Source organism: Iodobacter sp., from assembly GCF_025352645.1.
Taxonomy (GTDB): Bacteria; Pseudomonadota; Gammaproteobacteria; order Burkholderiales; family Chitinibacteraceae; genus Iodobacter.
This window is the reverse complement of sequence record NZ_JANXSO010000175.1, coordinates 95,401-121,557: the sequence shown is the minus strand read 5'-3', so window position 1 is coordinate 121,557 and position 26,157 is coordinate 95,401. Positions and strand designations below refer to the sequence as shown.

Sequence of the window (26,157 nt, the reverse complement as noted above, 5' to 3'; positions counted from 1 at the left end):
CATGTTGGTTGGTGATCGTTTTAATACCTGCTTCGCCCGTTAAATATTGCTGAACGGCAGTAAGTTTGAATTGCATTGTGTACTTGGACATAAAAACACCCCAAAAATGGACGGGTGTCCAACTTTTGGGGTGCAGTTCACCGCCGGTGGGGCTTTTTTTTGCGGGTTAGGTGTTTTTAGCACAAAAAAATCGCCTCAAGAGAGGCGATTTTTTTACATCAAGTAGATCTTATTTGCCGAAATATTTGCTGTAAATTTTTTGATAAGAGCCATCGGCTTTAACATCAGCCAAGCCTTTGTTTAATTTGGCGAGCAGTGCTGTATTGCCTTTCTTAACTGCAATACCATAAAACTCTTTATCAAAGCTGGTGTCGTCAATCAGCTTAAAGCCTGAATTTGGATTATTGATTAGATAGTTTTTAACCACACTATTGTCACCAATCACAGCATCAACACCACCGGCTTTTAATTCTTGCAATGCCAAGACGATAGTTTCAAAGCGACGAATATTGGTATTGCCTTTGCCGAAATGCTTTTGCGCGACGATATCACCCGTTGTGCCGTTTTGTACGGCCATTTTCTTGGTTTTAAGGTCGGTTAATTTAGCCACAGGGCTTTTGGCAGAAACAACGATTAATTGCTTGGCTTCAAAGTATGGCGCAGTGAAGTCCATTGATTTTTGGCGTTCTGGGGTAATGGTTACAGCGGCAATAACGATATCGCGCTCACCATTGTTTAAGCCAGCAAACAGGCCTTCCCAAGGGGTATTGATCACTTTAATAGGCAGGCCCGCTTTAGCCGCAATCGCGTGAATTAAATCTGCGTCAAAACCTTCGACTTCTTGTTTTTTGTTTAAAATTTCGAAGGGGGCAAAGGTGGCATCGGTGCCAACTGTCAGTGGGCGTTCGGCAAGTGCAGGGGCAGCAATCAGGCTAGCGGTAACAAAAGCAGCAAATAACTTACGTAGGTTTTTCATTAATCCATCCTTGTTTATGAGTTTAATAGCATTACGAAACTGACGATCCCAGTCAATGCTGAGCTTCGCCAATTGCATTGTGAATTTTGCCAATAATGGCTTTTACCCCATTACCCCGCGATGCAGATAAAAAGCGAGTAAGGCCTAGCGATATTAGCCATGCCTCGCAATCAAAAGCTTGAATTTCTGCGCGCGTTTTTCCTTGATAGGCGGTGATAAGTAAGACTAGCAAGCCTTTAACGATGCGTGATTCACTATCTGCAGCAAGCTGTATCTGCTCTTCTTGCCAAGCGATAGTAAGCCAAGCCGTGCTTTCACAGCCTACGATGCGGTTGGCATCGTTAAGCTCGCTGGTGGGCAAGGGCGGTAAATCACGGGCCAATTGCACGAGCAGGCGGTTTTTGCCCTCCCAGCCGTGCGCACTGGCTAGTTTGCGCTCTATTTCTGCTTTATTCATGCTAATAGTTCCAATGTTTCGCTCAGGCCCACAAGTAGGGCTTCGATATCGCTGTGGGTGTTATACGCAGCAAAAGAGGCGCGTAAGGTGCCAGATAAGCCAAGGCTAGCCAGTAAAGGCTGGGCACAGTGATTGCCTACCCTTACGGCAATGTCGCGGGCATCTAAAAACTGGGCGACGTCATAAGGATGAGCGTGGGTAAAAGCCATCGATACAACAGGCCCTTTTTGTAGGGCGTTACCAATAAGGCGTAAGCCCTCAATTTGGCTGAGACCCTGTTCTAATTGCAGCCGTAATGCGTGCTCGTGCTGGGCAATGGCGGCGCGGTCTTGGCCTTGTAGCCAATCTAGCGCAGCGGCAAAACCAACGGTTTGGGCAATGGCGGGTGTGCCTGCTTCAAAACGGGCAGGGGCTTCTGCATAGCTGGTTTGGGCAAACGAAACACGCTCTATCATCTCGCCACCACCCTGCCAAGGCGGCATGTTACTTAAGATTTCGCTACAAGCCCATAAAGCCCCGATGCCCGTTGGGCCGTAAACTTTATGGCTAGAAAACACATAAAAATCGGCGTTTAGCGCTTGCACGTCGATGATCTTATGCGCCACTGCTTGTGCGCCATCAATCAATACCTTGGCACCATATTGATGTGCGCTGTTAATGAGTTCAGCAATGGGCAGCTCGCTGCCGATGGCATTAGAAATATGCGTAAGGCCAACTAGCTTGGTTCTATTTGAGAGTAGGGCATGAAAATGTTCAAGATCTAAGCCGCCGTCGCTCAGTAACTGAATCGGCTTGATGATGGCACCGCAGCGTGCGGCTAACATTTGCCACGGCACAATATTGGCGTGGTGCTCTAAGGTGCTGAGTAAAATCTCATCGCCTGCTTGTAAATTGGCCGCACCCCAGCTCTGCGCCACTAAATTGATCGCCTCAGTGGCCCCGCGGGTGAAAACGATTTCATCGCTGGAGCGGGCATTAATAAAACGCGCTACGCTGCTCCTGGCATTTTCAAAGGCATCGGTGGCAGCAACGGCCAGCCGGTGCGAGCCACGGTGCACATTGGCATTGGCAGTTTCATAGAAATGACGCTCAGCATCCAAGACGAGTAGCGGTTTTTGAGTGGTGGCCGCATTGTCGAGGTAAATCAGCTCTGGTGCACGCGCCAGTAAAGGAAACTGGGCACGTAGGGCGTAGGCATCAAACATGGCGGCTCAAAGTCGAGAGGGGAGGCGATTGTAGCGTGCAAGCGGGTTATAACGCACGTGTATCCTAGGGGATAGTATTTACTAACTACGTTTATGCACACTAAAATCTAAATCTTGAATTACAAAAATCATGGGGAACCCGTTGTTTTATAGTGAAAACAGCTGCTGAATTTAGCGATGTTTTTTGGTTTTTCCCTCTGTTTAAGTCCACTAGTCTGAGTATTTTTTATCGCTAAAGTTGTGAGTCAGCATGCGCATGGTTTAAGCTTTGCACTTGGCCCATCTTCCTTTGCAAGCCCCTTATGACCACTCCATTTTCTGCTGCTCCCCCTTATAAACAAGCTGTGTCTGCGCTGATTGTGATTCACACCCCTGATCTACAGGTATTGCTCTTAGAACGAACTGATTTTAATGAGGCTTGGCAGTCTGTTACTGGGAGTCGAGAAGCGGATGAGTTATTGGAGCAAACGGCGCGGCGCGAGGTCTTTGAAGAAACAGGGCTAGATACACGGTTATATAAATTACGCGATTGGCAGCAAAGTCACGATTTCGAGATTTTTGAAATATGGCGTCATCGCTATGCACCAGGCACAAGCCATAATACCGAGCATGTATTTAGCCTAGAAGTGCCATCCACACTGGATATTACTCTTGCCCCTGGTGAGCACCGGCGCTTTAAATGGGTGAGTTGGTCACAAGCTGCCGAAATGGTGTTTTCGCCATCCAATGCCGATGCGATTCGCAGCTTACCAGAGCGATGCGCGCATTAGTCGGCAGATTAGATTAAAAGCCTTGCTGATGCAGCTGTTTAAACTTGGTCTATCAGCCATTTTTTGAGTAGGGTATGCAGCTGCAAGGGGATGATGGGCTTGGCGAGGTGATCGTTCATGCCGACTTCTATACAGGTTTTTTTATGCGATTCCAGCGCGTCGGCCGTCAGTGCAATCACGGGGGTGGTGTCGCCTCTGGCGCGCATTTGCCGAGTGGCTTCTAGGCCATCCAAAATTGGCATTTGTAAATCCATCAGCACTAAATCATAGTGGCGGCTAAGTAGTTTATTCAGAGCTTCTTCACCGTTATTGGCTTCATCACAGGTTATTTTAGCTAGCGATAGCAGCTCACGGGCTACTAAGCGGTTGATGGCGACATCGTCGACCACCAGCACATGTTTGCCTTCAAATGTGATGTCTTGCTCAGAGACACCTAGGGTGGCGGATTCGTGATGTACGTCAGGGGCGATGGGTAAGTCTAGGGTGAAACTAAATTGGCTGCCTATTCCAAGCTGGCTCTTTACCGTAATGTCGCCCCCCATGAGGGCCACTAGTTTTTTACTAATGGATAATCCAAGTCCCGTGCCGCCAAAGCGGCGAGTAGTGGAGGTGTCTGCTTGGCTAAAGGGTTGAAATAGGCGCTTGATTTGCTCTGCAGTCATACCTATCCCCTGATCTCTAACGGCAAAAGTGAGCTGTGTATTATGGCTACGAAGCTCCAAATGTACTTCGCCTTGCTGGGTAAATTTGATGGCATTGCCGAGTAAATTGATCAATACCTGTGTTAAACGCAAGGCATCACCTTGGCGCCATTCTGATAATTGCGCAGGCACAGTGAGCTTAAGCAGTAGCCCTTTTTCTTCCGCTCTAAATTGTAAAAGTGACATCACTTGATCCATGGTATGGCGGCAAGAAAAGACTTCATTTTCTAGCTCTAGGCGATCCGCTTCAATTTTAGAAAAATCGAGAATATCGTCAATCAAGGCAATCAGTGTGTTTGTAGATTGGGTCAGCTTAAGTAAGTAATCCTGCTGTTTTTCATTAAGCTCGGTATGTTTAAGCAAGTGTGCAATACCATGAATCGCGTTCATAGGTGTGCGAATTTCATGCGACATATTGGCTAAAAAGGCGCTTTTAGCGCGCGTGGCGGCTTCGGCGGCTTCTCTGGCGCTATTGAGCTCGGTCACATCCATCATGGTGGCTTCGATATGGCTAGGCTCGCCATCGGCGTTGTAAAGCAGGCGGCTGGTGGTGAGTACATCCAGTATCTGCCCATTGTGGCGGCGGATTTTAATGGCGTAGCGGCTGACTCGTTCGTGCTTTAAGACCAGTTCTTGTAGTTGATTTCGCTCTTGCGGGTTGGCAAAAAAGTTGATTGAGGACTCTCCTAAAACGTCTTCTGAGCTATCTGCGCCAAGGATATTAAGCATGGCGGTATTGATGGCAAGAATTTTTCCGCTACTCAGCTCGGTTTTTAAATAGCCAGTCAGCATGCTTTCTACAATGGCTCTAAAGCGTGATTCGCTTTCTCTGAGGGCTTTTTCGATACGATTTCTTTCTGCTAACTCGTTTTCTAAATGCTGGTTGACTGTGCTGAGCTCTTGGGTACGAATGGTGACGCGGTTTTCTAGCTCATCGTAAAGACGCGCGTTTTCAATCGAGATGGCCGCTTGCGTGGCAAGGGCAAGAATGACTTCTTGTCGAGCAGGGGTAAAGGTACCCGCCGCCAATGGGTTTTCTAAGTAGTAAACACCAAGTAATACCCCTTGTTTGATGATGGGGCCACTGAGTAGCGATTTTACGCGGGTGCTATGCACATAGGGGTCGCGCTGGAAACGCTCATCTAAGCCTGCGTCATCAAGGGCCACCGTTTCTTGTGTACGCCACACATACTGCAAAATAGATGCGGCAACCGGTAAGCTGTGGCTGTTTTTGGGGCGAACAATAATGGTGTTGTTTTCAATGATACCCACTGTTTTGAGCCGTGGTTGCCCATCTTCTGCCAAGATTAACGCACCCATAGTGGCACCAGCGCTTTCGATCATTAGCTCGGTCAGCCTTAGTAATAACGGATCGAGTGCAATTTCACTGGCGATGGCTTGCGAGGCTTTTAATACCCCTGAGGAGGAGAGCGCCCGGCCGCTCAACATATCGTCCTCGGGGGGGATCAGTTGCCAAACGCTGCTAAATTCATGCCGCAGTGATTTGGCTAAACCTCTGGCTCCCCAGTGCTGCAGGCTGAGGATTGCCTCTTTTAAATGGTGAGTAGCGTAGATGGGAAAACCATGCTCAATCCATAGTTTGCAGGTTTGGATTTCACCCAGCGCCACATCTTGAATAAAGCCTTGATTGCGTGCGGCTGCCGTGGCTTGATGGCAATGGCGTAGTGCGATTTCGTGTTGGCCAAGTAAGCGCGCGATCTGCGCATCGAGCATTAATAGTTTATGGGAGAAATTGGCTGGGCAATCCAAGCTCCATAGGGCGAGTTGTTCACGTAATGCTTGAATTTCTTGAGTTTGCTCGTGGCTAGGTGCATTGGCGCTTAAACCCATGGCGAGCAGCCAATGCGCATCAAAATTAGAAATAAACCCCATGATATAGCGGCAAAGTGCGAGGCCTTGGCGGGCGTGGCGAATTACTTCATCGTAGCGGCCAGCAAACAGCATGCGCTGCGCGTGGTAGATATGATAAAAGCACAGCGATGAGCGCTTATCCCCTTGTTCGCATTCCAGTACGAATTGTCTATCTGCAGAGCTGCGGCCATCCCAATTGTCTGAAGTAAAAGCCGCCACCGAGATGCGCAATGCGCGCAGGGTATCGATGGCCCATTGGTTTTTGTTGGCGATGCACGTTTGTAAGGTTTGTTCGATACGCTCGTTTAATTTGGCCAGTGGCAGGCCACTGATAAAGCGATGCAGTACATCGGCGCAATATAAATAGCCGGTGAATTGCTGATCGCCAGTCATGAGGCCCGCATTGATACTGTCTTGAATGAGCGGTAAAGAATCGTGTAGTGGTTTAACCCAGGGCAAGCAGCCCACTGCGTAGGGCCAGCCGGTTTTGCATTTAAGCGCTAAGCCATCTAATTGCTGGATAAGTTGATAGCCTAAGCTGGCAAATTCAAAGCCACGCTGGCGCTGGCCAAAGAGCGAGCCAAGTAAGACGCCAAACGTGCCGTAACCTTTACAAATCTCCATGGAGTTGCCGTGTTCTAAGGCCGTAAGCACCATGCGGGAAATAATAAAAGGGTAGTAACTAGGGTGGCCAAATGAGGTGGCGGTATCTAAGTTAAGCAGGGTTTTTTGAATAAGCTGTTGGCAGGGATCGCTTAATAGCGGTAATTGGAGCAAGTCGCTGGGAGGGCGGTTTGCCATGCGAGCTTCGATTTGCTGCAAAATATTTTGAAAGGCAGCTTCTGGGTCTCGCGGCCAAGCTAGGCCGAGTAGTTCTAATGCCTCCCGCCCCGCCTCAATGGCGCCTTGATAGTCGGCGCTTAGCGTTTTGCCAATAATTAATAGGTTTTGAAACTCGGCTTTTTCTAGCGTGCTATGTAAGCGTGGCATCGTGGCTAAAATATAAGCTTCTGATGTGGCTAAATCACCAGATAGAAAGGCGGCTTGGGCCTGAGTGTAGTTTAGGCGTGCCAGCAGAGGGTAGTCGTCTTGCCAAAAGCTTTCATTATCCAGCAGGCGTTGTGCATTGCTGGTAAAAAGCTTGGCACTAGCATGCGCGGCTAAGGTGATGGCTTTGTCTGCCGCCTGTAAAAATAAATGCGCCAAAATGCGATTTTGTTCGGGGTTTTTTGCCTGCAATACCGCATTTAAGCCCGCACTAAATTGCTGCACAATAATAAATAAATGTTCTTGTAAGGCGGCGCCTTCGTGCAGGCTAAGCAGGTGATAGGCAATGCGTAGATGCGTTTCTTCTTGCTGGGGTTTATTGAGAATGGAATAAGCAGCTTGTTGCACGCGATCGTGCATAAAACGAATTTGTTTAGGCTTGCCTGCATCATTGGGGATTTCTGTCATAAGCTCGGCTTGGCGCAAGATCGTTAAGCTATCTTGCGTGATGCTACTGCTAAGCCCCGTGATGCTGGATAAATCGGCTAGATGACAGGTGTTACCAAAGCAGGCTGCTGAGCTGACTAATTGCTGCACATGACTGGGTAGGCGGTGGAGCTGTTCAATCACCAGCTCAACCACATTTTCTGCCACATTATAGGTGGCCAGCAAGGGGATATCCCACACCCAGAGGTGCGTGCTTCGGTCCCAGTGGATCAGCTCTTCATCGACTAAGGTGCGCAGTAATTTGCCAATAAAAAATGGATTGCCACCGGTTTTTCTATGAATAAGGCAGGCCAAAGGCATGGTGTGATCTGCTAAATGCAAAACATCGGTAAGCAGGTTGTTGACTTGTTCGGTTGTGAGCGGTGCGAGTTCAATAAAGGTGCTACGCACATCTTGAGTTTGCCATTCTGCTTGCGCCAATAATAAGGCGTGACCGGTGCTGACTTCGGAGTTTCTATAAGCCCCAATTAATAATAAGTTTTTGTTATGGCTGTTGGTGAGTAATTGGCCCATTAAATCTAAGCTGGCAGGGTCGGCCCATTGTAAATCGTCTAAAAACAAGACCAAGGGCGATTTGGCTTGGCAAATGCCTTGGATAAAATCTACCAAGGTTTTGTTGTAGCGATGGCGTAATTCGGCAGGGCCAAGCTCGGCGACAGGGGGTTGCGGGCCAAGTAACCATTGCAGGGCGGGAATGGCATCAATCAAAATTTGCGCATTGCTGCCGACAGATTCTAAAACGCGGCGTTGCCATTGCTCTGGATTGGGTTCGGCCAGCCATTGCCTCACTAACTTATCAAAGGCACTGGATAGTGCGGCGTAGGGAATACTGCGCTGAAATTGATCGAACTTGCCTTCAATAAAAAAACCATCCGACATAATAATATCGGGGCGTAGTGATTGCACCAGTGCACTCTTGCCTATGCCCGAATACCCAGCGATTAACACCACTTCTGTGGCTTGTGTGCGGCTGCGAGCAAAGGCATCTAACAGACTAAGCCGCTGCTGATCGCGGCCATAGAGGGTGTTTGATGGATGCAGCACACCAGGCTCATCGTCTTCCCCTAGTGGAAAGAGTGCGGTTTGGCCGTTGCTTAGCCGCTCGGTGCAGCGTTGTAAGTCATTAGCTAGCCCTGCTGCGGTGTGGTAGCGCTTCTCGGGGACTTTTTCGAGTAGCTTCATAATGATGGCGGACAGTGCTAATGGCGTATCCGATATCTCACTAGGGGACGCCGGTATTTTTGCTAAATGGGCATGGATTAACGATAGGGTGTCGTTGCTATTAAAAGGCAGCTGGCCTGTAAACATGCGGTAGCAAATAACACCCAAGGTGTAGAGATCGCTGCGCGGATTAACATCTGAGCGTAAACGCCCCGTTTGCTCGGGTGAAAAATAGGCAGCGCGATGTATTTGTGGATCGGCTTCACCGCCATCGGCCATGCCAACAAAACGGACGGTATGATCGGGAGCAAGAATGATATGGTCTGGCCATAGCCTGCCGTGGGGTTTGCCGCAGGCGTGCAGAGCGGCGAGTGCTTGGGCTATTGCGGTGGTGCGTTGCAGCTTTCTGGCGAGCGTAATGGCTAATTGCAAGGTGGTGCTGGGGCTATGTCCAGATTCGTTCATTAAGTCTTCTAGAGTGCGGCCGGGGCAATCCTCTAAAACTAAGACCATAGCAGCGCCATGCTTGAAAAGATCGAATACTCTGGGGGTGTGCTTGGTTTGAATTTGTTCGAGTAATTCGCGTTCAACGGTCAGCGTGATGCTGGCTCTAGGGAGGGCTTGAATACGCAAAATACATGGCGTGCCATTACTACGAACGCCGCGGTGCATGCTGCCTGTCTCGTCTTGATAAAGCGTGCTTTTTAGACTGTAGCCAGGGATGTTCACTCTTACTCCAAGCGAAAAATATTTAGATGAATGTGATCTTGTGGGGGGGGGGGGGGGCGGTGGTTCCAAACTCTGTGTGCATTATAATTAACCAAATGCCGTGTGAACTGAATTAGCTAGGGCGGGTAAATACCCGCCCTAGGACACCCCTCCTTGCTGTGCGGTATTCTCTGCAGACGAATGCCTTTGTGATCCTTCTAGGGTACCGCTTTGTCCGTACTCAGAAAGGCTTTCGGATACATGCTGTTATTTCAGCCATCTGCTGTAATTTTTAGCACTAATTCGCGCAAGACACGATTGGCGTCTTCATTGGCTACTTGGCAGGTGCCGGCATTTTCGTGGCCGCCACCGCCGTATTCCAGCATCAGCTCGCCAATATTGGTTTGTGAGCTGCGATTAATAATTGATTTGCCGGTGGCATACACCGTGTTTTGCTGATGTAAACCCCACAGCATATGAATTGAGATATTGCATTGCGGGTAAAGCGCGTAAATCATAAAGCGATTGGTGGCGAAAATAGTTTCTTCATTTCTTAAATCAAGTACCACTAAATTATCGTAAATACGGCTGCAGCTAGTGAGTTGTTCTTTAGCTTGTGGGGCGTGTTCAAAATAAACTTCAATTCTTTCCTGAACATCGGGCAGGGCTAAGATATCTTCAATGCCGTGGCTGCCGCAGTATTTAATTAAATCCATCATGAGTTGATAGTTGGAAATCCTAAAGCTTTTAAAACGGCCCAAACCCGTGCGGGCATCCATTAGGTAATTGAGTAATACCCAATCTCTAGGGCTTAGAATTTCTTCGCGGGTAAATTCGGCAGAGTCTGCTTTATCTACCGCAAGCATCATCTCGTCACTAATATTGGGGAAAACACTTTTCCCGCCGTAATAGTCGTAAACCACACGGGCAGCGGAAGGGGCTTTGGGGTCAATAATATGATTGGTTTTTTCACCGACGGTGCGAATCGTTTCGGAAAGATGGTGATCAAAAGATAAAAAAGCACCCGCCACATAGGGCAAGTTGGTGGTGATATCGTTGGCGGTCACCGCGATCTTGCCATCCTGCATATCTTTAGGATGCACAAATAAAATATCGTCGATCATATCCAACTCAGTAAGGAGCACCGCGCAGACAAGACCATCAAAATCGCTGCGGGTAACGAGGCGGTATTTTTGTTCTGACATGGTGCTATTTCCTTCGGAGTTTAAGACGGTTGTTTAATGACCGACATCGCTGTGGCCACCACGCTGGCAATATCGCTGGCATTGGTAGGGATCAGCATGGTGTTGCCTTCTTTAGCAATATTGGCAAAGGCGGCCACGTATTGCTCAGCTACTTTTAAATTAACGGCTTCGTGCCCGCCGGGTTGGCGAATTGTTTGCGCCACCATATGAATGGCTTCGGCGGTGGCTCTAGCCACAAGCCGCAGCGCTTCAGCTTCACCTTCCGCCTGATTGATGGCTGATTGCTTGTGGCCTTCAGAGGCGTTAATGGCGGCTTGGCGTTCACCTTCGGAGCGCTGGATAGAGGCTTCGCGCTGGCCCGTGGCAAGGTTGATCTGCTCTTGCTTTACCCCTTCAGATTGCGCAATACGGCCCCGTTTTTCACGTTCAGCGGTAATTTGCTGCTGCATAGAGTGCAAGATTTCTTTGGGTGGGGTTAAGTCTTTGATTTCGTAACGTAAGACTTTAACGCCCCAACTGCGGGCCGCCTCATCTAAGGCGCTGACGACTGCCGCATTAATGTCATCGCGTTCTTCAAAGGTTTTATCCAGCTCTAGCTTACCAATGACAGAGCGTAGTGTGGTTTGGGCCAATTGCATAATGGCCATGACGTAATCTGACGTGCCATAAGAGGCTAGCTTAGGATCGGTTACTTGGTAATAAAGTAGGCCATCTACTTGCAGCTGGGTGTTGTCTCGCGTAATGCAAATTTGGGATGGCACATCGAGTGGGATTTCTTTTAACGATAGATTGTAAGCAATGCGATCCACAAATGGCACGATAAAACTCAGGCCAGGCTGTAAAACGGCATGAAATTTACCAAGGCGCTCCACAATCAGCGCGTGCTGCTGTGGCACTACTTTGAAAGTTTTGGCGACAAAAATAACCGCAATAAACAAAAAGATAATGGGAAAGCCGAATTCCATTAGGAGTGCCCCAGTGGTGAATGGTTAAGTGTAAGTGAGCTGCCGTGGGTGGCAACGATGATGTAATCATTTAAGCCAGTTGGCGTGTCTGCTGCCAGCTCGGCATCCCACAGTGTGCCACGATAGCGAACGCGTGCACGGCGTTCTCCTTGCCATTCCACAATTGTTACGTGTTGACCAATATCGCTGCTGATTTCATCGGGCTGTGGGGTACGTGTACTTTGCCAACGTTTCAGTACGGCAACGGCACTCAAGCTGACTACCGCCGCCGTGATGGCCTGTATGGTAAACGTAAGCCCAAAAAAAGCCATCCCCGCTGCGCTGAGCAAGCCAAGGGCGATTGCAAGTAAGTAAAAAGTGCCAGTCAGCATTTCAAATCCGGCCAGCAGTAATGCAGCAATTAGCCAGAGTGTTTGTAAACTCATCACGTCTAATCTTATTGATATGAATAAGTGATTCGGTATAGCTGAAATACCTAGGCTCTGGCAAGCAGCAAGGAAGCGTTCCATCAGTTCTTTGATGGAAAACAGACAGTTTGTGGTTTTTTTATTACGAGTATTTTTGTGTTGTACGTAAGAAATATGACGGGATGATGTGGGGTCGTCTGTAAAAGTGGATACACAAATCGTAGGTAAACTAAAACGATATTAAGGTGCGCTGCTTGCTGCGTTCCCTACTGGGCAGGGCGCAGCAAGCAGCGCCCCTACGTTTTTCTGGTGAACGTAGGGGGCTAATTTATGGGTTCAGATGGCTTAAAGGCAGGTTGGTGGTGTTTTTGAATTCTTTGAGAACAAAACTCGATTTGATATCGGCAATGCCGGGGTGCTGGAGCAACTGGCCCATCACAAATTTAGAGAAATGCGTCATGTCTTCAAAGTAAACCTGCAGCAAATAATCCATCTCGCCCGTCATGGCATAGCAATTCACTACTTCTGGCCAATCTTGAATGGCCGCCACAAATTCTTGCAGATGGCTATGGCCGCGTTTTTCTAAAGAAACGCGGATAAATGCTTGCAAACCGAGACCAATTAAAAGTGGATCCAAAAGTGCAACATATTTACGAATAACACCACTATCTTCGAGCTGTTTGAGCCTGCGCAAACAAGGTGAAGGTGATAAAGCGATGATTTCAGCGAGTTCTACATTGCTCAAACGGCCATGTAACTGAAGCTCGTTAAGAATTTTAATATCAGTCCTATCTAGTTCCATGGTGTTTTCTCCCCTTGTTTTATGTTTAATTGGTGTTAAATTGCATAAATATTTATTTTATTGGCATTTTAGAAACAAAATTGCTCGACACTTTTTGTAGAATGGAAAGCTAGTGTAGAGCAGTTGCTGTGAAAAATACCATTTAGGAGAAGTCTTGTGTATACCGATGAAGCAGCAACCCTCAGGCCCGACATGCAATTGTGTGCACCGGACGCAGTTTTAGATCTTCATTCCTACCCTGTGCCGCAGTACACCGACGTAGAACATCAAACATGGGCCACCTTGTTGGCGAATCAAAAAGCAGTTTTACCTGGTCGGCTTTGCCAAGCTTTTTTAGAGGGTATTGAGCAAGTTGGGTTCCCCTGTGATCGCATTCCTAGTTTGCTGGAAATTAGCGATAAAGTGGAAGCGCTTTCTGGTTGGAAGCTGACACGTGTTGCGGGAATTGTTCCTGATGAAGATTTTTTTAAATTACTAGCACAGCGAATTTTCCCTTCAACCGATTTTATTCGTAAGCCTGATGAAATCGGTTACACGCCTGCTCCCGATATGTTCCACGATTTAATGGGGCACGTGCCTTTATTGGTGAACCCACGTTTTGCTGATTTTTTTGAAGCTTTTGGCCGTGCGGGTGTCCGTGCATTTGAGTTAGACCATCCTGCAAAAGTGTGGCTGGCTCGTTTGTATTGGTACACGGTTGAGTTTGGCCTGATTCAAGAAAACGACGGCCTGCATATTTTTGGTGCGGGCATTGCCTCGTCTCCCAAAGAAGTGATGTTTAGCTTGTCTGATCAAACGCGTAAGCACGCGTTTGATATTGAGCGTGTAGCAGCAACGGTATATGACATTTGGCATATGCAGGAAGACTTGTTTGTGATTGAAAGTTTTGATGCCTTAGAAAAAGAGTTTTTACAATGGACCGCTAAGCACGGTTTAAATTAATCCATACAAAGATGCCGTGGCGATATTTTGCGCTGCGGCATGTTTGGCTGGGATCACCTACTGGAGAGATAGATGAAAATGGAAAAACCGAGCATCAACCCACTTGCAACAAATGGTTTCGAGTTTGTTGAATACACCGCCAATAATCAGCAAGGATTAGACAGCTTAAAGACTTTATTTATGTCTTTGGGCTTTGTAGAAATTGCCCGTCATCGCAGCAAAAACGCCAGCTTATTCCGCCAAGGCGAAATCAATTTTATTGTGAACGGCGAATCAACTCAGCCAGCTCATGAGTTTGCTGCCGCTCATGGCCCATCCGCTTGTGCGATGGCTTGGCGCGTGGCCGATGCCGATCGCGCTTACCAATATGCTATTGAGCATGGCGCTAAGCCGTTTAACCGTCCGATTGGCTTTATGGAGTTAAATATTCCTGCGGTTGAAGGGATTGGCGGCTCGGCGCTGTATTTTGTAGACCGTTATGGTAAAGATCAAAATATTTACGATGTAGATTTTGTGCCACTTGAAGGCGTAGATCAGTATCCAGTAGGCGTGGGTTTATTTGAAGTTGATCATCTAACGCACAATGTCATGCGCGGCAATATGGACGTGTGGTCGGGCTTTTATGAAAAAATCGCCAATTTCCGTGAAATTCGTTACTTTGATATCGAAGGCAAGTTGACTGGCCTTGTCTCACGCGCTATGACTAGCCCATGTGGCAAGATTCGTATCCCAATTAACGAATCGTCTGACGATAAAAGCCAGATTGAAGAATTTTTGCGTCAGTATCAAGGCGAAGGTATTCAGCATATCGCCATGGCATCAAATGATATTTTTGCCACAGTAGAAGCTCTGAAAGCCAGCGGCACACGTTTCCTTGATACCCCAGACAGCTACTTTGATCGCACCGATGCCCGCCTACCAGGCCACGGTGAAGATTTAGCGCGCCTGCGTAAAAACCGTATCCTGATTGACGGCGCGCCAACCGAAGGCGGCGGTATTCTGCTGCAAATCTTTACCGAAACCGTGATCGGGCCAATTTTCTTTGAAATTATTCAACGTAAAGGCAATGAAGGTTTTGGCGAAGGCAACTTTAAAGCGTTGTTTGAATCGATCGAAGAAGACCAAGTTCGCCGTGGTGTATTAAGCGCAGATTAAGCTTTCTGCATATACTAAAAACCGTCATAAGCTGATGCTTGTGGCGGTTTTTTATTTTTAACTCTGACTTTTTGCTTTCATTTTCCAATAATAAGGACGTGTAGGGCGGGTAAAATCCCATATGCGCTAAGCAAAAAAATAATGATATGAATTAGCTGGTTCAAGGTTTAGCGCCATTTCATGCACAGTTCAGGCTCTATGTAACTTTTTTAGCGCATATGGGGTGCAACCCGTGAGTCATGCTGAAAAAACGCGGGTTGCACCCGCCCTACAGGTATTGCAAATATTGGCTTATAAGGAAAAACCATGGGAAGCCCACAGGTTTGTAGCGGTGCCTCTTTGCAATGCAGCTTTGGCGCGGCGCCAGGCACTTTAAATATCTTGCCGCTGAACCGCTGCATGGCGGGTGGCATGCCTGCTGCCAATATTATGGATTACATTCCCATTGTTAATGTTGCGCCGTTTGGTACTTGCATGAGCCCGGCTAATCCTATGGTGGCAGCGGCAACGGCGGCAGCGTTGGGGGTGCTCACGCCTATGCCGTGCATTCCGATGACCGCCGCGCCGTGGATTCCTGGCGGCGCGCCTACGGTGCTGATTGGTAGCATGCCTGCACTTAACTCCGGCGGCATGCTGATGTGTAACTGGGGTGGGGTGATTAAGATTGTGATGCCAGGGCAGATGCAGGATTTAATCGCCTAGCATGCACGGCCATGCCACAATGGCGGGCTTATAAAACTGCAGTTTGATCTATGTCTACAAGCAACCCATTTAGCCAGCTTAATCTGAGCCCTGACGAGCAGCGTGTTTGTGCGCTGCTGCTAAAACAACGCCAGTGCACCAGTGTAGAGCTGATCAGCAAGGCCAAAATCAGTCATCCCGCCGCGATTATTGATGCAATTAATCAGCAGCTCATCGCTAGCCAAAGCACATGGTGCATTCTGTGCAGCGCAACTCGTAGTGTAGGTAGGCAATCTGCTGCACCCGTTGGCTATTATCGCCTGCTTAAAAAAATCATCTAGTGTGGCATTTAAGCTTCGGGGTTTAACCACGCTTTAAGCTTAGAAACCGGCTTGCCATCCTTACCAAGCGTTTTGCCCTCGTTATCAAAGAGCTGGATTCCGCCCTCGGCAATGCCCTGATTAAAGGTTTGTTTTTCAGCGATCTGCCCATTGGGGTGGAAGCGCAGCTGCTCGCCATGCTGCAGCCCCGTTTGGTAATGCTCTAGCTGTGCAACTTTGCCATCATTAAAAAAGTTTTTTAATGGGCCATGCAGTTGCCCCTGCTGATAAACACATTCGCGTTGCAATATCCCCTGTGGTGAGAAAAATAAAGCGGAGCCGTGCAATAGCCCAGCTTGATAGCTGAGCCTTGCCGATGGCTTGCCATTGGGATGCATCATCAGCATCGGCCCGTGCAGATCGCCATTTTTATATTGCATGGATGCAAGCGGCCTTTTTTGATCGAACACTTTAAATGGCCCATCTAGTGCGCCTTCGTTCATCGTGCCAATAAGCTTGCTGCTGCCGCGTTCTAGTTCAAAAGGCTGGGGCATGGTGGCCTCGATGTAGCTTCCCCCTTTGTAAAAGGGGGAGATTGAGGGGGATTCGCTTTTGTAATTAGCTCTATTCCGTGCAAATCCCCCCTAACCCCCCTTTTTCAACGGGGGGGACAAGGTCATCAAACTTAGAGCTGGTTTTGTAGGGTGGGCATGTCTTTGTGCCCACGCGACGCCATCAATTAATCTTCACCAGCCCGCCTTTAATGGTCAGCATGCCGCCGCCGTCAACAGTTTGCTCTGCGCCGCCTTTGTTCATCAGGCTGACTCCGCCGTCGTTGGTGAGGGTGGTTCCCGCTTTGTTATCCAAAGATGTGCCTGCCTGATTGGTCAGCGCCGTGCCCGCTTTATTGGTGAGCGATGTGGCTGCCTGATTGGTCAGTGCTGCGCCGCTTTTGGCGGTGTAGGCGCCGCTGCTTTCTATGTTGATGGTGCCGCTGACTTTAATGCTGAGATCACCATCAACGGTGATGGTGTAATTACCTGTGACTTTTTGCTCTAAATTGCCGCCTACTTCACGCGCTTCGTCGTCGCCTGCTTTTACACTGCGCTTGCCTTTGATATCGGTGGTTTCGTCGCCTGTGCTTACCGTTAGGGTGCGGTTACCTTTGTCTATGGTAGTGGCGTCGTTGCCTTCCTGCACGGTGCGGGTTCGGTCGTTTTTTACCGTGCGGATTTCATCGTGGCCGATGGTGTGGGTGACGTCGTTAAGGATATTGGTTTTAAGGTCTTTTTGCGCTTGCAGAAACACTTCTTCGGCGTCTTTTTTATCTTCAAAACGCAGCTCGTTAAAGCCGCCACCGCCCTTGGATGAATTGGTTTTGATGCCTGATTGCGTCTGATTGGCGGGCAGGGCGTAGGGCAGGCTGTTGTCGCCGTTGTAAACGCAGCCGGTGACCAGCGGCTTGTCTGGATCGCCATCAATAAAGGTCACCACCACTTCCTGGCCGATGCGTGGAATAAATTGCGTGCCAAAGGCTTTGCCGCTCCACGCCTGCATCACCCGCACCCAGCAGGAGCTGGTTTCGTCTTTTTTACCATCCTGATCCCATGGGAACTGAATCTTGATGCGGCCATGCTCGTCGGTCCAGATTTCCTCGCCTGATTTGCCCACCACCAATGCAGTTTGCGTATGCATGCGTGGCTTGGGGGTGAGCCTTGGCGGATGGTATGGGGTCGCCTTGGGGATGGCGCTAAAGCGGTTGCGATAATGCGCATGGCTGGCGTCGTGGGTAACGGCAGTGACCACCCATTCAATATTGGCGGCGGCGTTATCGTGGCCACTCAGGGTAAAAGTGTGGCCGGGGATCAGCCAGCGGCAATCGCTCTCGCCAATAAAGCGCGTCTCCTGGCTGCGTAAACCGGCCACACGGATTTTACCCAGCGCGTCGCCCTTGGCCTTGGCGGTGTAGCCGCCCGGATGCTCATACACCGAGCGCGCACCATCTACCGCCTTGGTCTGCGAATAGAGTGAAGTGCTGGCGGTGGTGAATTCGTAATCGCTGGTGTTGTAAGCGGTAGAAACCGCCTGCTGGCACAGCTCGCCACTGCGGATGCCGTGCAACTCCCTCGCGCCCATATCCTGCCCCAGCCAGGCGATGGTGCTGGCATTGGGGCAGGCGGGGAAAGCATCGTTGCTATCGGCCAGCACCAGCGTGTGTTTGCCGTCTTCATGGGTGTAAAACCAGAAAATCCCTTCGTCTTCCATCAGGCGGGAAACAAAAGCAAAATCGCTCTCGCCGTATTGCACGCAGTATTCGCGCGGATCATAAGTGGCATCGAGTTTCAGCGAATAATCGCTAAAGCCATGCACCGCAAACACCGCCTTCACAATATCCGGCACGCTTTTGGCCTGAAACACGCGGTTATTACTCGCCAGCGTTAGCCACCACAGCCAAGGGCGCAGCGTCAGGCTGTATTTATCTACTGTCGCATCGCCCGGCAATTGCCGAATCTCCGCGCACAATAAATCCAGCGGCCGCGTTTTAGTATCGTGGCGCAAGGTGACGGTTAGGTGCGTAGCAATCGCCGCATCCATCGTCAGCGTGGTACCGCTGTAGCCTGCCAGTGTGATGGCACCCAACTGATTCAAACCCTCATCCCCCGATACGCTATCGGGGTAAAGATCCGCGAGGGCCGAGGCTGATAGGGAGATTGAAGTGGCGGTGTCGGTGGGGCGGGTCATGGTGGCCTGTGAGCAATGGGGTAAGAATGTAGTCCTATCAACGTTAGTTTAATTCATTGGGTGAGTCGGTAATCATAGGGTGTACAAGGAGGAAGTCGGAGCGCAGAGAGCGGTGCGCAAGAAAAACGACTTGCACACCCTATACAGAACCAAACTTCATCCTGTTTTTGACCTTGAATTGGGTGATTAAATTGAGCCTGGCCCCTTTGATTTGGTAGCCACTCTATGAATTAAACCTATAGGCTGGATAAAGCCTCAGTTAGTTCATCAATGTCACTCTGCTTCTCGCAGTCAAACCATAGGTCTTCTCCAGAGTTTGGGTTGCTTCGAATAAGAATTTCTCCAAGGGTCAATGCAAATGCCTGTCCTTGGCCTACCTCGTGAAAAAGCAAGTCTCGTTTTGTTCCAGATACTTTTATATTAAGTTTGTTTGCTAATTCCTGTGCGGGAGAATGTTGTTCGTTATGTTCGGAAAGGACACCAAAGTAATTTTTTTGAGATGAATTACACATCGCTAATACAACCCAGCTAACACGAGCTATGGATAAATATGTTACTAAGGATGAAAAAAGATCTTTCTTAAATTCTCCTCTATGGCCGACTACTATAAGTGACATATATTCGGAGCCCTCACCTGGTCTCAATTTATCAGGTGCTTTTAAAACTGAATAATTATTAAACTTTCTATTTAGATTACGTGCCTCCCTCCTTCCATCTTCAGAGCCTGGAATCCAGGTGATTAAGGCATGTTGTGTACTTTTAGGCATGATATGAGTCTCCATTTAGAAGGTTACTATTTCATTGAAAGAAGGATGGATAGGGTGAAATGCATTCACTCCAACACCCATTCCGCCAATTTCCCCACCACTTCTCCCATCAATACATTATCCACATCCCTCGCACCCGCCCCCCGGCATCGGGCCAATACCGCAGCCACAATGCCGCTTTCAAATTCAAAGGTTTTCCCTGTGGCATCCATATAGCGTTGTTTTAATTTTTCTAATTTGGTTTTTATTATTTGGGCGAGAATGGTGTCGTCTAGGGCGCGGTAGGGTACGACGGTCATGCGGGCTAAAAAGGCGGGGCGGAAGGATTGCAGCAGGGTGTGGCGCAGGTCGTCGGCGAATTGGGTGCTGGCGAAAGCTTGCGGAGGCGTGTCGATAATCAGCTCGGCCCCTACATTGCTGGTGGCGAGGATGACGGTGTTTTTAAAATCGACTACCAAGCCGCTGCCGTCTTCCATCATGCCTTTATCAAACACGTTGTAAAACGCTTCCAGTACGTCGGGGTGGGCTTTTTCTATTTCATCGAGGAGCACCACGCAGTAAGGTTTACGCCGCACCGCTTCGGTGAGTACGCCGCCGCTGCCGTAGCCCACATAGCCGGGCGGTGCGCCTTTTAGCTGGCTGACGGTGTGAGCTTCCTGGTATTCAGACAAATTAATGGTGACCAGATTACGCTCGCCGCCGTAGAGCGCGTCGGCCAGCGCGTAGGCGGTTTCGGTTTTGCCCACGCCGGTGGGGCCAGGAAGTAGAAACACACCAACTGGTTTGGCTGGGTCGGTCAGGCCAGCGCGGTAGGCTTGGATGCGGCTGGCGATGGTATCGAGCGCGCTTTGCTGGCCGTAAATTCTTTGCCCCATGCGCTTGGCCAGTGTGCGGATGGCGTAGGCTTCGTCGGCCAGCATTTTGCCGACGGGAATCCCTGTCCAGCCTGCAATCACGGCGGCAACGGTACGTGAATCTACGCGGGCGGGCACCATGGGGTCGTCTTGGCGGATGGCATCTAAGCCGCTTTCAAGGCGCTTGATTTCTGCGGGTAGATCGTTAAATTTTTCTTCTTCTTCAGGGCTGCGTGGGTTGGTTTTAGAGAGTGCGATCAGCTCGGTGTGGCTGCGTAGGATTTCTTTTACCGCCGCTAGCTCGTCGTCCCAGCGGCTGGATAATTCTTGCGCTTGGGTTTTGAGCTGGGTTTGTTCTTGTTGCAGGGCGCTGATGCGCTCTTGGTGTGGCACGCCGGTGAGCTGCTCTCTTTGCAAGCGGTTTAGCTCGTCGTCTACCGCCAGTTGTCGGTGGCGAGCGGCTTCTAGCTGCGGCGGCACATCGTGCTGGGCCAGCGCCACGCGGGCGCAGGCGGTGTCGAGTACGCTGATGGCTTTGTCTGGCAATTGGCGGCCGGTGATATAGCGGTGCGATAGCTTTACCGCATCGCAAATGGCGGCATCCAGCACATACACGCCGTGGTGCTGCTCCAACTCGGCCGCCACGCCGCGCAGCATTTCGATGGCGGTGGCCTCGTCTGGCTCCTCTACTTGTACCAGTTGAAAACGCCTTGCCAGCGCAGGGTCTTTTTCAAAGTATTTTTTGTATTCCAGCCAGGTGGTGGCGGCGATGGTGCGCAGCTCGCCACGGGCCAGCGCGGGTTTCAGCAGATTGGCGGCGTCATTTTGCCCTTCGGCGGCACCCGCGCCCACCAGCGTATGCGCTTCATCAATAAATAAAATAATCGGGATTTCTGAGTTTTTAACCGCTTCGATCACACTTTTTAAGCGCTGCTCAAACTCGCCTTTCAGGCTGGCCCCGGCTTGCAGCAGGCCTAAATCTAATACACGCAGCGCCACGTTTTTAAGCGCTGGCGGTACTTCGCCGGCGGCGATTCTGAGCGCTAGGCCTTCCACCACCGCTGTTTTGCCCACGCCAGGTGCGCCCACCAAAATGGGGTTGTTTTGCCTGCGCCGCAGCAGAATATCAATCGCCTGACGGATTTCGCCATCGCGCCCCACAATCGGATCAATTTTGCCCGCGCGTGCATCGGCGCAAAGATCCTGCGTGTACTGACTGAGCACGCTGTTTTCTGGCGCATGGGGGCTGATGCCTAGGTTTGCAGCGGCGGGCTGCTGCCCGGCTTCTTTAGCGGGTGCAGGCGGCGCTTCACAAGAGGCTGCGCTCCATTCGCTCAGTTCGCTGCGCAGCGTATCGCGGTTAATACTGAGCAGGGATGAAACCCCATTGAGCAGCAGGCTGCGCAGCTCTTCGTTTTCTAACAGTGCCAGCAGCAGCATGCCGGAGCGCACCCGCTGATTGTGGCTGACGGTGGCATAGACCACGGCGCTTTCTAATAGCTTAACGGTATGCGTGGCAAAGGCGGGGGTGCGGGTATTGCCGCGTTTAAAGCGCTCTAGGGCGGTGTTGATTTCGGTGCTGAGCGCATCGCGGGTGAGGCCGCAGCAGGGCAATATCTGCGAAAAATCGCCACCTTCGATCTCAATTAACTCCAGCAAAACATGCTCAATTTCGATATAAAAATGGGTTTGAATTAAGCAGCGCTGGGCGGCGCGCTCTAAGGCATCGCGGCTGGCGGGGTTTAGCAGGGCAATCAGTGCGCTTAAATCGAGGCTCATGGTGATCCTTCACTAGGCACTTGGCATTGGCGATGGCTAATGGGCTGAGGGGAGCCTAGCCAAGTGCTCAGCCCTAATAAAAATGGGCTGGCCGATTTGGCCAAGGGGGTGGCTGGCTGGCCGTCGGTGTAGTCGTTGGCGGTTTTTGCGCTATCGGCCAGTTTTAGCACCAGCCTGCAACGCATTTCTGGGCCAAAATAAAATGCCACGAGTGCCATCAATGGCCGGTAGAGCGCTCCTGTTGGCAGATAGGCAAAGTATTGCTCTAGGGAGAGCGGGCCAAGGGTGAGCTTGATTCCGGCGTGTTCATCCCATATTTTTTTCCCTGCCATGGCATTTTGGCCTAAGCGTTGATTTTGGCCTCGGCTGCCGATACGGCTGAAGTGGCTGCTGGGAATATCGCTCCATGCGCCATCAAAGGGGCTAATCCTGATGGTGTCGCCCCAGTAGCTGCTTACTAGGGCTTTAAACCCCTCGGCGGAGCGTCTGCGATTAGCCAAAATAGGGGTGTGCGCTAGTAAGGCCGCATCAGAAATGGCTAAGCGATGCTGTAAGGCTTTGGGCAAGATGCCGGTGAGTGCTTGCAGCACAGGCTGAATTGGGCTTTGCAGTGGGCTGGCAAAGGGCGCTGCGATGCGGTGCTTACTTTGTACTCGGTACAGTTGGCCGAGGATGCGTTGATGAAATAAGTCTAAAAAAGCCGCTGGACCGTGGTCTTTTTGTAAGCGCCGTGATTGCAGCCAATCTTGGTAGGCGTAGGGCAGGGGGCCATCTGGGCCGCCTAGGCCAAATAGAAATGCTTGTAGGCAGAGCTGCTCATTTTGCTGGCTGATCTCCCCCAGTGCGCTGGCGTAAAACAGCGGGTAGAGCGGGCCAGATAGGCGCACCGTTTCTTGCCGAGGATCTAGCCCCGTGCCAACCGGCGTGCGGCTTGGATTACACTTTTCTAGTAGCGCTAGGGCTTGAGCAAACTCAAAGCGGTAGGGCGCGGCGAAGAGTTCGTTGATGAGGGTGTTAGCGGGCATGTTTGTTTCTGCTTTGCATGCGGCATAGCTCATGGTTTATGGGGTGCGCATCCAGTTGATGTTTCTCATCGGATGGCCGCACACGTGCAAGTTTTGAATCATATAAATTGCTTGCGTTGAAAATGCTCAAAAACTTAAAAAAATAGCGCAACTCACAATAGGTTTTCTCCGTGAAACTCCGTGTTCTATGTGTCCTCCGTGGTTCAAGATTTGGGTTTTCAACTCTCGATAAATTCACAGAATGAGTGGATCCCCCACAAGCGGTTGCCATGTTTTGACTTCTCTGTCTTTTTCTACCAGTACGGTACGGATAAAGCGGTTTACGCTGGCGTATTGCGAGAAAAACTGTGCCAGTACTCCGGCAAATAAGACACGGCTGCTGCCAGCAAATTGGTTGGGGTCTAGTTCTAGCCGTACTTCCAGCCCGTTGCGCCAGCCGCGCCATGCTTCTGTGCCAACTTGGTCTACCGTGCGCTTGGCACTAATCTGCATTATTCCTGCGATCTGCTGCCGTGTTGCCGTGCTATTGCCGAGGTTATAGAGGCTGAGCATTTCACGTAGTGCATCGAGTGCCTGTGGGCCTTCGCATAAAGATAAATGATTGAGCGATAGCTGCGAAACCAAGCGCCATTGTGCCTTGCTGGCGTAAGCAATTTGCGGCGTTGGGGGGGCCATAAGGCGCACCTTGGCTACGGTGCCAGGTTTTTCAAAGGCCAGCTCGGTGCTGGCAGCCAGTGATTCGGCAAGAAAGCGATTGGTACAAAGCAGCTCGGCGGTGAGCGTGGGGGCAGGAGGATCGTCGGTTTGAAAATCGGCGTTCACCCAAGTGAGTAGCATATCGCTGCCACGCCGCTGGCCAAGGCCTTCTACGCGTCTGGCGTGCCAGTAGCAGCTGGCGTTGCCGTGGTTTAGGCCAAAATAGCGCGGCACAATTTGCGCGCCGTGGGATTTACTCGCCCGTACTTGGCCGATGGCATAGATTTCAGTGGCGTGCTCTCGGTGGCTATCGGCAATTACACGGTACTCACGGCTTTTGCCGTTGGGGCGTAAGGGTTCGGAGCTACGTGGGAATAAATTAATCACCGGTACGCAGCCCAAAGCCAAATCACTGGCTTGTAGGCTAAGCCGATTGGCGGGTTTATCGCTAAAGGCAATGATCAGCTCCAGATCTTGCATGGCATCGTCTGGGGTGCGAAGTGGTAAATCAAAGAAAGCAAATTTGGCTGGGCAGCTAAAGTATTCCAGTAGCAGGCCATGACTGGCGTGGCTTTCATTTGGCAGCAAGGCTTCTTGCTCAGTAAAACCTTGCGCTTCAGGTAGGCCATGAATGCGCTGTATTTGTTGTGCGCTGCGGGTAAATACCGCAAGGCTGTGTGCGGCAAGCAGATCATAAAGCGTGGCCGAATTAACGGCAGAGCCTGCTAAATGCACGGTGACTTTTTGTGGGTCTATGGCTGCCCAGCCTTCTTTTGCACTGCAATGCAGGCAGATTTTAAGCGCCGATTGTGCATAGGCAAGGCCAGTGATTTTTTGGCTTTCTTCCGCGTCTAGCAGTAGCGCTTCCACAATTTGCAAGGGCCATATCGTGAGCGGGGCGGTGGTTCTAAAGTAAATGCTGTCGGTTTCTTGCTCGCTGCGTTTATGGTTTACAAATAAAGAGGTGCCGCGTTTAATCTCCAGCCCGCTTGCGCCCTGTGGGGCATCGCTTTGAAAACAAGCAATCGCTGTGGAGGGCATAGGGCGAAGCGCATAGGGGTAAAGCTCTTCTAATAATGCGCTGCTAAGCTGGGAAAAATCGTCATCTAATTGGCGCTGCAGACGGGCATTTAAAAAAGCAAAGCTCTCGAGCAGCCGTTCAATATGCGGATCGGGGCATTCGTATTCGGATAATTCCAGCCTATGAGCAATTTTAGGGTAACGCGCAGCAAAATCCGCCCCAGCGTGGCGCAGCCATGTGAGCTCGCGTTGGTAGTAATCTAGCAAAACCGCGTCAATTGAATCGCTCATTTATTCCTCGGTGGATATTTGGCCTAAGGCCATGGCGAGCAGGAATACGCTGGTTTATTCACCTTCTATTTCAATCTTTACTCCCTCCGCTATTGGGCTGATGCAGAGCACTGCACGTTGCCCAGCGTGGCCTGCTAATTCGGCGCTGATGCGTAAGGCCGATGTTTGGCTATTCATTGCTAGTAGCTCGACCTGTGGGTTTTTTAAGCGTGGCTCAAATAGGCTAATCGCGAGACGAATATCTTTGATGAGCTTGCGCCTATCTTCCTCAAAGCCGCTTTTAAAGCTACTCCAGTCGGCAATGCCATAATCAAGCACGCTGTAATTTTCTTGCCAAGGCGTACTTGAGCGGCGGGTATTGAGTAAGTGGGATAATTCAGTGCAAATCGAAGCCAGCGCCGCATCTTGCGCATAGCGCCTGAGCGGTGTGGCTTCTGGCTTTGCTGGTGCATCATCGCTTAGGCGTTCAAATAGCGGGATGCGAAATAGGGGCTGATTGGCCATAGATATGCAGGCCAAGCGCAGTGCTTGGCCTTAGCCCTTTAACCCTTAATTAATTTATTAGCGGTTAGATCCCATGTGCTGGCTGCGGTGCCTTCTTTATCGCCGCTGTCTTTTTGGGTGGTGAGTTCCCACTTGATTTTGGTGAAATTTAAAGAAAGCGTTTCAACTGGCTTGCCGCCAGAGCCACCGCTCACGCTGACATTAGAAATCAGCACATTGGTGAGGGTGTAAACAATAAAGGCCACAATCTTACCGCTATCGTCGGAGGCATTGCGGCCAATAGTGATCTTCACTTCGGCAATATCTTTACCGGCGCAGCAGTATTGGTTGAGTAGCGGGGTAGAGGCATCAACAAATTTGGTGGTAGTGAATTCACCAATATGTGGCTTGCCTGAGGTGCGCTCTGAATTGCTGACGTCATTGGTGACTTGCATGGCGACATTATGGCTGTACGACATCACTTCAATTTTGTCGACATAGCCTTCGAGCATACACTCGCCCTTAATATCGGCACCCAAATCAAGAATAATGGCATCCATCGTTTAAAACTCCCTGTGGTTTGATATGTTGTCTGGCGATCAGTTTTTTTAGGGTGAGCAATAGGTTTTATCTTGCCTAAGCGGGCCATTCACGGCAGCCGTGTTTGTTACGTGTGTTG

21 protein-coding genes are annotated in these 26,157 nt (G+C 50.1%); 5 read left to right on the top strand and 16 right to left on the bottom strand.

The annotated features are described in order from the left end of the window. Positions 1-229: 229 nt before the first annotated feature. Genes Q0R17_RS19610 through Q0R17_RS19600 form a run of 3 tightly spaced genes read right to left on the bottom strand, consistent with a single transcriptional unit; the run spans position 230 to position 2,638 of the window. A complete protein-coding gene (locus Q0R17_RS19610; protein ID WP_293938169.1) occupies positions 230-976 on the bottom strand; it encodes a basic amino acid ABC transporter substrate-binding protein in 747 nt (248 codons plus the stop codon). A 52-nt stretch (positions 977-1,028) separates the two neighbouring features. After that, on the bottom strand, positions 1,029-1,433 hold the full coding sequence (locus tag Q0R17_RS19605; RefSeq protein ID WP_293938167.1) for a SufE family protein: 405 nt from the start codon (positions 1,431-1,433) through the stop codon (positions 1,029-1,031). After that, complete coding sequence (locus Q0R17_RS19600; protein WP_293938166.1) at positions 1,430-2,638, bottom strand: aminotransferase class V-fold PLP-dependent enzyme; 1,209 nt, start codon at positions 2,636-2,638, stop codon at positions 1,430-1,432. Before Q0R17_RS19600 ends, Q0R17_RS19605 begins: the two co-directional genes overlap by 4 nt. Before the next feature lie 302 nt (positions 2,639-2,940). Here Q0R17_RS19600 and nudB point away from each other — a divergent pair, with 302 nt between their 5' ends. Beyond that, a complete protein-coding gene (gene nudB / locus Q0R17_RS19595) occupies positions 2,941-3,408 on the top strand; it encodes a dihydroneopterin triphosphate diphosphatase (RefSeq protein WP_293938164.1) in 468 nt (155 codons plus the stop codon). Between the two features lie 38 nt (positions 3,409-3,446). Here the strand turns inward: nudB and Q0R17_RS19590 are convergent, their stop codons facing one another. The 5 genes from Q0R17_RS19590 to Q0R17_RS19570 form a co-directional block, all read right to left on the bottom strand. Then, positions 3,447-9,365 carry an AAA family ATPase gene (locus tag Q0R17_RS19590; RefSeq protein WP_293938162.1) on the bottom strand — a complete coding sequence of 1,973 codons (5,919 nt, stop codon included), beginning with the start codon at positions 9,363-9,365 and terminating at the stop codon, positions 3,447-3,449. A gap of 251 nt (positions 9,366-9,616) precedes the next feature. Further along, complete coding sequence (locus Q0R17_RS19585; protein WP_293938160.1) at positions 9,617-10,549, bottom strand: exopolyphosphatase; 933 nt, start codon at positions 10,547-10,549, stop codon at positions 9,617-9,619. Positions 10,550-10,569: 20 nt separating this feature from the next. Further along, positions 10,570-11,514 (bottom strand): SPFH domain-containing protein, encoded by a 945-nt coding sequence (locus tag Q0R17_RS19580; RefSeq protein WP_293938158.1) that lies wholly within the window; start codon positions 11,512-11,514, stop codon positions 10,570-10,572. Further along, positions 11,514-11,939: an NfeD family protein gene (locus Q0R17_RS19575; protein WP_293938156.1), complete on the bottom strand. Its 426-nt coding sequence runs from the start codon at positions 11,937-11,939 to the stop codon at positions 11,514-11,516. The genes Q0R17_RS19580 and Q0R17_RS19575 overlap by 1 nt, the downstream gene beginning before the upstream one ends. 310 nt (positions 11,940-12,249) lie before the next feature. Next, the gene (locus tag Q0R17_RS19570) at positions 12,250-12,723 is read right to left on the bottom strand and encodes an Lrp/AsnC family transcriptional regulator (protein ID WP_130107422.1); all 474 of its coding nucleotides are present in this window, start codon (positions 12,721-12,723) and stop codon (positions 12,250-12,252) included. A gap of 156 nt (positions 12,724-12,879) precedes the next feature. Between Q0R17_RS19570 and Q0R17_RS19565 the strand changes: the two genes are divergently transcribed. The 4 genes from Q0R17_RS19565 to Q0R17_RS19550 all read left to right on the top strand — a co-directional run bounded on the left by Q0R17_RS19565 (position 12,880) and on the right by Q0R17_RS19550 (position 15,842). Continuing rightward, positions 12,880-13,665, top strand: a complete 786-nt coding sequence (locus Q0R17_RS19565; protein ID WP_293938152.1) for a phenylalanine 4-monooxygenase — start codon at positions 12,880-12,882, stop codon at positions 13,663-13,665. Positions 13,666-13,737: 72 nt separating this feature from the next. Then, the gene (gene hppD, locus Q0R17_RS19560) at positions 13,738-14,820 is read left to right on the top strand and encodes a 4-hydroxyphenylpyruvate dioxygenase (RefSeq protein ID WP_293938150.1); all 1,083 of its coding nucleotides are present in this window, start codon (positions 13,738-13,740) and stop codon (positions 14,818-14,820) included. Positions 14,821-15,126: 306 nt separating this feature from the next. Beyond that, positions 15,127-15,522 carry a DUF4280 domain-containing protein gene (locus Q0R17_RS19555; RefSeq protein ID WP_293938149.1) on the top strand — a complete coding sequence of 132 codons (396 nt, stop codon included), beginning with the start codon at positions 15,127-15,129 and terminating at the stop codon, positions 15,520-15,522. A 50-nt stretch (positions 15,523-15,572) separates the two neighbouring features. After that, positions 15,573-15,842, top strand: a complete 270-nt coding sequence (locus Q0R17_RS19550; protein ID WP_293938147.1) for a hypothetical protein — start codon at positions 15,573-15,575, stop codon at positions 15,840-15,842. 8 nt (positions 15,843-15,850) lie between these two features. On the opposite strand, the gene Q0R17_RS19545 is transcribed toward Q0R17_RS19550, so the two are convergent. The 8 genes from Q0R17_RS19545 to Q0R17_RS19510 all read right to left on the bottom strand — a co-directional run bounded on the left by Q0R17_RS19545 (position 15,851) and on the right by Q0R17_RS19510 (position 26,038). Then, positions 15,851-16,375, bottom strand: a complete 525-nt coding sequence (locus Q0R17_RS19545; RefSeq protein ID WP_293938145.1) for a toxin-antitoxin system YwqK family antitoxin — start codon at positions 16,373-16,375, stop codon at positions 15,851-15,853. Between the two features lie 181 nt (positions 16,376-16,556). Beyond that, positions 16,557-18,563, bottom strand: a complete 2,007-nt coding sequence (tssI, locus tag Q0R17_RS19540) for a type VI secretion system tip protein VgrG (RefSeq protein WP_293938143.1) — start codon at positions 18,561-18,563, stop codon at positions 16,557-16,559. Positions 18,564-18,799: 236 nt separating this feature from the next. Then, positions 18,800-19,330 (bottom strand): hypothetical protein, encoded by a 531-nt coding sequence (locus tag Q0R17_RS19535; protein ID WP_293938141.1) that lies wholly within the window; start codon positions 19,328-19,330, stop codon positions 18,800-18,802. 65 nt (positions 19,331-19,395) lie between these two features. After that, positions 19,396-21,963 carry a type VI secretion system ATPase TssH gene (gene tssH, locus Q0R17_RS19530; RefSeq protein WP_293938139.1) on the bottom strand — a complete coding sequence of 856 codons (2,568 nt, stop codon included), beginning with the start codon at positions 21,961-21,963 and terminating at the stop codon, positions 19,396-19,398. Next, the gene (tssG, locus tag Q0R17_RS19525) at positions 21,960-22,988 is read right to left on the bottom strand and encodes a type VI secretion system baseplate subunit TssG (protein ID WP_293938137.1); all 1,029 of its coding nucleotides are present in this window, start codon (positions 22,986-22,988) and stop codon (positions 21,960-21,962) included. Before tssG ends, tssH begins: the two co-directional genes overlap by 4 nt. Positions 22,989-23,222: 234 nt before the next feature. Continuing rightward, complete coding sequence (gene tssF / locus Q0R17_RS19520) at positions 23,223-24,995, bottom strand: type VI secretion system baseplate subunit TssF (protein ID WP_293938135.1); 1,773 nt, start codon at positions 24,993-24,995, stop codon at positions 23,223-23,225. Positions 24,996-25,049: 54 nt separating this feature from the next. After that, positions 25,050-25,499 carry a type VI secretion system baseplate subunit TssE gene (tssE, locus tag Q0R17_RS19515; RefSeq protein ID WP_293938133.1) on the bottom strand — a complete coding sequence of 150 codons (450 nt, stop codon included), beginning with the start codon at positions 25,497-25,499 and terminating at the stop codon, positions 25,050-25,052. A gap of 38 nt (positions 25,500-25,537) precedes the next feature. Then, complete coding sequence (locus Q0R17_RS19510; RefSeq protein ID WP_293938131.1) at positions 25,538-26,038, bottom strand: Hcp family type VI secretion system effector; 501 nt, start codon at positions 26,036-26,038, stop codon at positions 25,538-25,540. Positions 26,039-26,157: the final 119 nt, after the last annotated feature.

Bases quoted from the DNA above. Each gene is read 5' to 3' on its own strand.
- Q0R17_RS19610 (WP_293938169.1), bottom strand. From the start codon at position 976: ATGAAAAACCTACGTAAGTTATTTGCTGCTTTTGTTACCGCTAGCCTG.
- Q0R17_RS19605 (WP_293938167.1), bottom strand. From the start codon at position 1,433: ATGAATAAAGCAGAAATAGAGCGCAAACTAGCCAGTGCGCACGGCTGG.
- Q0R17_RS19600 (WP_293938166.1), bottom strand. From the start codon at position 2,638: ATGTTTGATGCCTACGCCCTACGTGCCCAGTTTCCTTTACTGGCGCGT.
- nudB (WP_293938164.1), top strand. From the start codon at position 2,941: ATGACCACTCCATTTTCTGCTGCTCCCCCTTATAAACAAGCTGTGTCT.
- Q0R17_RS19585 (WP_293938160.1), bottom strand. From the start codon at position 10,549: ATGTCAGAACAAAAATACCGCCTCGTTACCCGCAGCGATTTTGATGGT.
- Q0R17_RS19580 (WP_293938158.1), bottom strand. From the start codon at position 11,514: ATGGAATTCGGCTTTCCCATTATCTTTTTGTTTATTGCGGTTATTTTT.
- Q0R17_RS19575 (WP_293938156.1), bottom strand. From the start codon at position 11,939: ATGAGTTTACAAACACTCTGGCTAATTGCTGCATTACTGCTGGCCGGA.
- Q0R17_RS19570 (WP_130107422.1), bottom strand. From the start codon at position 12,723: ATGGAACTAGATAGGACTGATATTAAAATTCTTAACGAGCTTCAGTTA.
- hppD (WP_293938150.1), top strand. From the start codon at position 13,738: ATGAAAATGGAAAAACCGAGCATCAACCCACTTGCAACAAATGGTTTC.
- Q0R17_RS19555 (WP_293938149.1), top strand. From the start codon at position 15,127: ATGGGAAGCCCACAGGTTTGTAGCGGTGCCTCTTTGCAATGCAGCTTT.
- Q0R17_RS19550 (WP_293938147.1), top strand. From the start codon at position 15,573: ATGTCTACAAGCAACCCATTTAGCCAGCTTAATCTGAGCCCTGACGAG.
- Q0R17_RS19545 (WP_293938145.1), bottom strand. From the start codon at position 16,375: ATGCCCCAGCCTTTTGAACTAGAACGCGGCAGCAGCAAGCTTATTGGC.
- tssI (WP_293938143.1), bottom strand. From the start codon at position 18,563: ATGACCCGCCCCACCGACACCGCCACTTCAATCTCCCTATCAGCCTCG.
- Q0R17_RS19535 (WP_293938141.1), bottom strand. From the start codon at position 19,330: ATGCCTAAAAGTACACAACATGCCTTAATCACCTGGATTCCAGGCTCT.
- tssH (WP_293938139.1), bottom strand. From the start codon at position 21,963: ATGAGCCTCGATTTAAGCGCACTGATTGCCCTGCTAAACCCCGCCAGC.
- tssG (WP_293938137.1), bottom strand. From the start codon at position 22,988: ATGCCCGCTAACACCCTCATCAACGAACTCTTCGCCGCGCCCTACCGC.
- tssF (WP_293938135.1), bottom strand. From the start codon at position 24,995: ATGAGCGATTCAATTGACGCGGTTTTGCTAGATTACTACCAACGCGAG.
- tssE (WP_293938133.1), bottom strand. From the start codon at position 25,499: ATGGCCAATCAGCCCCTATTTCGCATCCCGCTATTTGAACGCCTAAGC.
- Q0R17_RS19510 (WP_293938131.1), bottom strand. From the start codon at position 26,038: ATGGATGCCATTATTCTTGATTTGGGTGCCGATATTAAGGGCGAGTGT.